At 25.4% G+C, this 5,542-nt stretch carries 6 protein-coding genes; 2 read left to right on the top strand and 4 right to left on the bottom strand.

What is annotated here, in order from left to right:
- Window positions 1-214 precede the first annotated feature (214 nt).
- Both L988_RS10935 and L988_RS10930 read left to right on the top strand, forming a co-directional pair.
- Complete coding sequence (locus L988_RS10935; RefSeq protein WP_047384222.1) at window positions 215-868, top strand: recombinase family protein; 654 nt, start codon at window positions 215-217, stop codon at window positions 866-868.
- Window positions 858-3,620 carry a Tn3 family transposase gene (locus tag L988_RS10930; RefSeq protein ID WP_047384220.1) on the top strand — a complete coding sequence of 921 codons (2,763 nt, stop codon included), beginning with the start codon at window positions 858-860 and terminating at the stop codon, window positions 3,618-3,620. Before L988_RS10935 ends, L988_RS10930 begins: the two co-directional genes overlap by 11 nt.
- A 145-nt stretch (window positions 3,621-3,765) precedes the next feature.
- Here the strand turns inward: L988_RS10930 and L988_RS10925 are convergent, their stop codons facing one another.
- The 4 genes from L988_RS10925 to L988_RS10910 all read right to left on the bottom strand — a co-directional run bounded on the left by L988_RS10925 (window position 3,766) and on the right by L988_RS10910 (window position 5,447).
- Window positions 3,766-4,002 carry a YdbC family protein gene (locus L988_RS10925; RefSeq protein ID WP_047384218.1) on the bottom strand — a complete coding sequence of 79 codons (237 nt, stop codon included), beginning with the start codon at window positions 4,000-4,002 and terminating at the stop codon, window positions 3,766-3,768.
- 35 nt (window positions 4,003-4,037) lie between these two features.
- On the bottom strand, window positions 4,038-4,856 hold the full coding sequence (locus L988_RS10920; RefSeq protein WP_047384217.1) for a hypothetical protein: 819 nt from the start codon (window positions 4,854-4,856) through the stop codon (window positions 4,038-4,040).
- A 101-nt stretch (window positions 4,857-4,957) separates the two neighbouring features.
- On the bottom strand, window positions 4,958-5,143 hold the full coding sequence (locus L988_RS10915) for a HEPN domain-containing protein (protein WP_047384215.1): 186 nt from the start codon (window positions 5,141-5,143) through the stop codon (window positions 4,958-4,960).
- Window positions 5,130-5,447: a nucleotidyltransferase domain-containing protein gene (locus L988_RS10910; protein WP_052191820.1), complete on the bottom strand. Its 318-nt coding sequence runs from the start codon at window positions 5,445-5,447 to the stop codon at window positions 5,130-5,132. The genes L988_RS10915 and L988_RS10910 overlap by 14 nt, the downstream gene beginning before the upstream one ends.
- Window positions 5,448-5,542 lie beyond the last annotated feature (95 nt).

Below are 5,542 nucleotides of genomic sequence, written 5' to 3'. Positions count from 1 at the left end.
CAGAAGAAATAGATTTTTTATCTTTTTCTTCTTTTTTATTTATATAAGTCTATAAAAGTAAACTTTTATAGATAGAAATTTTTGTATATATTTATTGTCTATAAAAACTTGTTTAATTATTTTTAACCTTTTGTCTCTATATACTTTAGAATATTGTAGACTTGTTTTCTATTAAAATGTATAATTTATAAAACATTTTATAGGAGATAACAGAATGAAATACTATTATGCGAGAGTTTCTTCGGAAACTCAGAATTTAGATAGACAGGTAGAACTTTTCAAAGAAATGGGAGCTAATGATAGGGTCATTTTTCAAGAAAAAAAATCTGGAAAATCTCTTGAAAATAGAGAGGTATGGAATGAGCTTTTAAATACCTGGATTAAGAGCGGAGATATTATTATTGTTAAAAACCTTGATAGAATTGGAAGAAATGCAAAAGAAGTTAGAGAGTGCATTCTAAATTTAGCTAAGCGAAATATAATTTTAGAATCTATCGACCAAGGATATCTAAATGATTTTTTAAAAGAAAAACTTTTAAATAAAAATGCGACTTCTCTTGCAGAGGCTATGATTAATGTCATACTTGATACAATGCTTGAAGTAGATTTATTAAAAGCAGAATGGGAGAGAAAAGAACTTAAAAAAAGACAGGAAGAAGGAATAAAAAGAGCTATTGCAAAAGGAGTTAAATTTGGTAGAAAAAAAAATAATGATATGAGAATCAAGTTTGAAAATATTTATCCATTAACAAGAAATAAAGATGCTTCAAACTATATACCAATGACTAAAGCTCTTGATATTATTGGATGTTCTAAAGCAATGTTTTATAAAATGAAAAAAGAAAGAGATGATGAAAATGGAGTATAGAAATACTATTCTTTCAAAAAGAGATAGGGAGGATATTTTAAAATTTTTGGTTAATGATAAAAATTTAAATACCCAATTTATACTTTCTAAAAATGAAATTTTAAGAATAAAAAAATTAAAGAAACCTTCTCATCAACTAGGATATGCTCTGCAGCTTATGTACTTAAAGAATAAAAATATAAATATAATTGAATATGTTCATATTATTCCAGAAAAAATAGTTAAATTTCTTTCTGAGCAATTAAATTGTACTGCTAAAAATTTAAATGAATATTGGGAAATTAAAAATACAAAAACTAGGTATTTTCAAGAAATTTTAGACAAGTTAGATTACATAAAATTTGAGTATGATCCTAATCTTGAAAAGGAATTTTATAGAATAGCTTTTTCTAATGGAAGTCCTTTAATTATGGTTAAAGAAGTATTAAAATTATTAAAAGGTAAAAAAATTGTAGCTCCACCACTTGCAATTATTGAGCATTTACTTTGGATAGAACTAGAAAAATCTGAAAATAAAATCTACCAAAATATAGTAGCTCAAATAAAAGATTTTCCGAAACTATATTCTTTACTCAACGTAGAAACTACTGGAACTTCTACATATTCGAGGTTAAAAAATATAAATGTAAATTCCAATTCTAATGGAGCTAAAGAACTTTTAAAAGCTATAAAAGAACTTGATGAATTTGGTGTTTCTTTAGACTTAAGTTTTCTTAGTGATAACAAACTAAAATATTTAGCTTTAGAAATTCAAAAATCTGATAAATTTAGAATAGATAAATTCTTTAATGATAATAAAAAATATTCATATTTAGCTCTATTCGTATATTTTAAGCGGAAAGAATTTGTAGATATGGTTATAGAGGTTACATCAACATATGCACATACTATATTGAAAAGAAGTCGTAAAAAATCTAGGATTTATACTCTTCAGAACCAGGAAAATCTTAGATTAAATTTTTTAAAACTTAAAGAGGTTGTTAAAAAAGTTATTAATTTAGAAGGAGTGGATGAGCTTAAAAAGTTGCAAAATCTTTTAGTTCCATTGAATGAGGAGTTAGAAGCTCAAGAAGAAGAATTAGAAGAGATTGATTTTCTTTTAAAATCTGGTCAGAGCTTTAATTATACAAATGAATTATTAGAATGTATTGAATTTAATAGCAATACAAAGCCTGAATTTATAAACTATCTAAAAGAATTTCCAAATTTAAAATACAAGAAAAAAATAGAATTAGATACATCTATCTTTAGTACCCAATGGCAAAAAAATATAAAAAAATTAGATTCAAACAAAAAAATAGTTGAATTAGCCTTGTTATATTCTATTAAAGATTATATTAGATCTGGAGATATTTTTGTAAGAGAAAGTAAGAAATACAATAGTTTCGATCATTATCTAGTTGAAACAGAAAACTTAGTTGGCACTGAAGAAGGAAAAAGTTTTTTAGAAAGTTTGAAGCTCCTTCTAAATATCCCTAAAAAATTAAATTTTGCAACTGATATCTCTGTTGATGAAAAAAGTATTTTTAGTGATAAAATTTATAGTTATTTCCCTAAAATTTCTATGACTGAAATTCTTTATGAAGTTAATTCCTGGACTGGAGTATTAGAACATATCAAAGAAAACACTAACTCCTCTGAAAAACAAAAAGCTTTAGTTGCAACATTAATGTCTAATGGGCATAATATAGGTTTCTCAAAAATGTCTATTTCAAGTTCTATAGACGAATCTACTTTGAGAAGAACTAGTGAATATTATTTTAATAACGAAGCTTTATCTAAAGCTCAAAAAAATCTTGTAAATTATCACCATTCTTTAGATATTGTTAAAAATTGGGGAAATGGTGAGAATTCATCTTCTGATGGAATGAGAGTTCCAATAAATTCAAAAACTATTTATGCAGATTATAATGCTCATTATGGAAATAAAGGTGGAGGCATATATAGACATGTTAGTGATCAATATACACCATTCTACGTGCAAATGTTAGAAGGAAGAGATAGTAATCATGTTTTAGATGGATTGCTTTATCATGAATCTGAACTTCAAATATATGGACATTCTACAGATACCGCAGGTTATACAGAACAAATGTTCGCATTAACATATTTACTAGGCTTTAATTTTAAACCTAGAATAAAGAATTTAGAACAGCAGCAACTTTATGCTTTTGAAAATATAGAAATAGATAATAGAAAATTTAAAAAAATAAATGAAAAGATAATACTTGAAAATTACAATGAAATCTTGAGAATGATTGAATCTATTAAGTGCGGTAAGGTAAAGGCTTCTTTAATTCTTAATAAAATAAATTCTTATAATCGTGATAATGGAGTAGCCAAAGGACTAAAAGAAATTGGAAGAATTTTAAAAACAAAATATATTTTAGAATATTTTTCAAATGGAGATTTAAGAAAAGAAGTTCAACAAATGTTAAATAAGGGAGAATCTATTAATTCTGTTGCAAGATTGATGTTTTTTGGAAAAAATGGAAGACTTAACGAAAGTTCAATAGAGAGTCAGTTAGAAAAAGCTAGTTGTTTAAATATAATGCTATCATCTTTAATTGTTTGGAATTCAAGATATTTAGAAAAGATCTACTCAATAGCAAAAAATGAGGAATGGTTTAGCGAAGATGAATTTAAAAGAGTTAGTCCTTTAGGAACTCAACATGTAAATTTTCTTGGAAAATATATATTTGAAGAGATAAAAATAGAAACAAAAGATGGATTAAGAGAAATCAAGGTTTAGAGGATACCCCTCAAAAGCCTTGATTTCATTGAGAAAGTTGTAAATTTGGTGCCGAAACGCAAAAAAACCGACGCGAGGCCTAAATAGTAATTAAGAGTATTTAAATAGTAAAAAAAACAAAATAAAAAGGATGCTTTTAGCACCCTTACATATCTAAGTTTTCTATATCAATTGAATTTAAAATTTCTTTCAATGCTATTAATTCATCTTTAGATAAAGTTATTCCTTTTCCCATCTTCTCATGATCTTCATCCCAATCACGAATATCTATTTTTGGTTTTCTAGAATTCCAAGAAATTAGATTAACTTCTTTTTTCCATCCTTTAGCACCTTCTCCAATTGTTCCTAAATTTTCAATAATCTCAAATTTTATTTCTGCCACATCATTCACCCCTATTTAATTTAAAATAATTTTAATTAAGCCACATTCTTAGTATTTAGATATTTTAATATATCATTTGGTATTTCATTATAACTCAATTGTAAAACCTCTTTAAAGTATAAATAATCCGTTATACGTTGAAGATTATAAATACACTCTTTATATCTTTCTATGAAAGTTATCTCTTCTTCTTTTACATCTATGGTTCTTAAAAGCAAGTTCATTATTTTCAATACTTTTGCTATCTCTTCCATGAAGTCATAATCTATTTTTCTAAGTTCTAAATATTTATATGAATTATCATCTTTGTTTTTTAATGTAACTAAAACCATTTCTTCTTTATCTAAAAATTCTATATCTAGATCTTTACTCTTACAAGCAATATCCTTAGTAAACTCTTTAATGTCTATTAGTTTATATGGATAGTCCTCTGTTAAATCTGTAGTTATGTATTCAACTGTAACTTCCTTACTCATAACCCATCTAAAAAAGTTAATAGACATAGCTTCTAAAACTCCTCTATTTAAAACCTCTATGTTGAAATCATGAGCTATATCTTTTGCTAATCTCTCTGATAGTTCTAAATATGTCTCAAAGCCAATATCTTTAATAAAAGCGACATCTTCTTTTAAATACTCCTCTATTTTTGCTATAGAAACAACTAATGAATCAAAAGCTAAATATCTAAATTTTCTATCGTAATAGTGCTCAATTCCCTTGTATATTTTAGTTAATATTTCTTTATTTAGCTTTCTTTTAGCTACACTATCTAATGAATTTAGATAAAACTCATATAAATCATCTATATTTTTCTTTTTGTTCTTATCAATTTTTACTTTTAACTTTCTTGCCACAAATCCTCCTCCAACTTTTTATAATATAATAAAAAGGAAGTGATATATTCATCACTCCCTATAATTATACTATTTAGCTACCTTTTCTGCCAGTCCTTTTCCTAATCTAAAATTTTAATAACTTTATTTTTATGAAAAATTAAAAAAGCTTTTAATGCCTTTTCACCAGCCTGTTGATAATGATATATTGCTGATTCTTCAAGTTCGTTTTCATACAAGATTTTTCCTGATTGAAAATCTCGCTCAGCTTTAAACAGCATTATTTCATAATCTTTAGTTGGCTTCATATAATAAGTACCCCTTATTCAAAATTTCATTTTCTATCAAATGATTTTTTTTAGCATTATCTAAAAATTCTAATTCATTCTCTACAATTAAATCTTTTGGAAATCCAATTCCTCTTAAAGCTTTTAATCCTTTTCTCATTTCTAATATTTTATTATCATATTTTTCTAAAATAACCATTATATCTAAATCGCTATCTTCATTAGGGATGCCCCAAGCATATGATCCAAATATATATATTTTTTTTGGATGAAATTCTTTAACTAATCTTTCTTTAACTTGCTCTATTTGCTTTAAATTAATCATTTTAAACCTCCAATTTCTTAAACTAACGTATGGAAATTAATTGTATAACAAAATTAATTATTTACTATATTTTCTAATGATTTTAATAGTTCATT

Origin of the sequence: Cetobacterium sp. ZWU0022 (assembly GCF_000800875.1) — a bacterium.
In the GTDB taxonomy this organism is placed as follows: Bacteria; Fusobacteriota; Fusobacteriia; order Fusobacteriales; family Fusobacteriaceae; genus Cetobacterium_A.
The sequence above is the reverse complement of the archived record's forward strand: the minus strand, read 5'-3'. Positions and strand labels throughout refer to the sequence as shown.

Bases quoted from the DNA above. Each gene is read 5' to 3' on its own strand.
- L988_RS10935 (WP_047384222.1), top strand. From the start codon at position 215: ATGAAATACTATTATGCGAGAGTTTCTTCGGAAACTCAGAATTTAGAT.
- L988_RS10910 (WP_052191820.1), bottom strand. From the start codon at position 5,447: ATGATTAATTTAAAGCAAATAGAGCAAGTTAAAGAAAGATTAGTTAAA.
- L988_RS10915 (WP_047384215.1), bottom strand. From the start codon at position 5,143: ATGAAGCCAACTAAAGATTATGAAATAATGCTGTTTAAAGCTGAGCGA.
- L988_RS10930 (WP_047384220.1), top strand. From the start codon at position 858: ATGGAGTATAGAAATACTATTCTTTCAAAAAGAGATAGGGAGGATATT.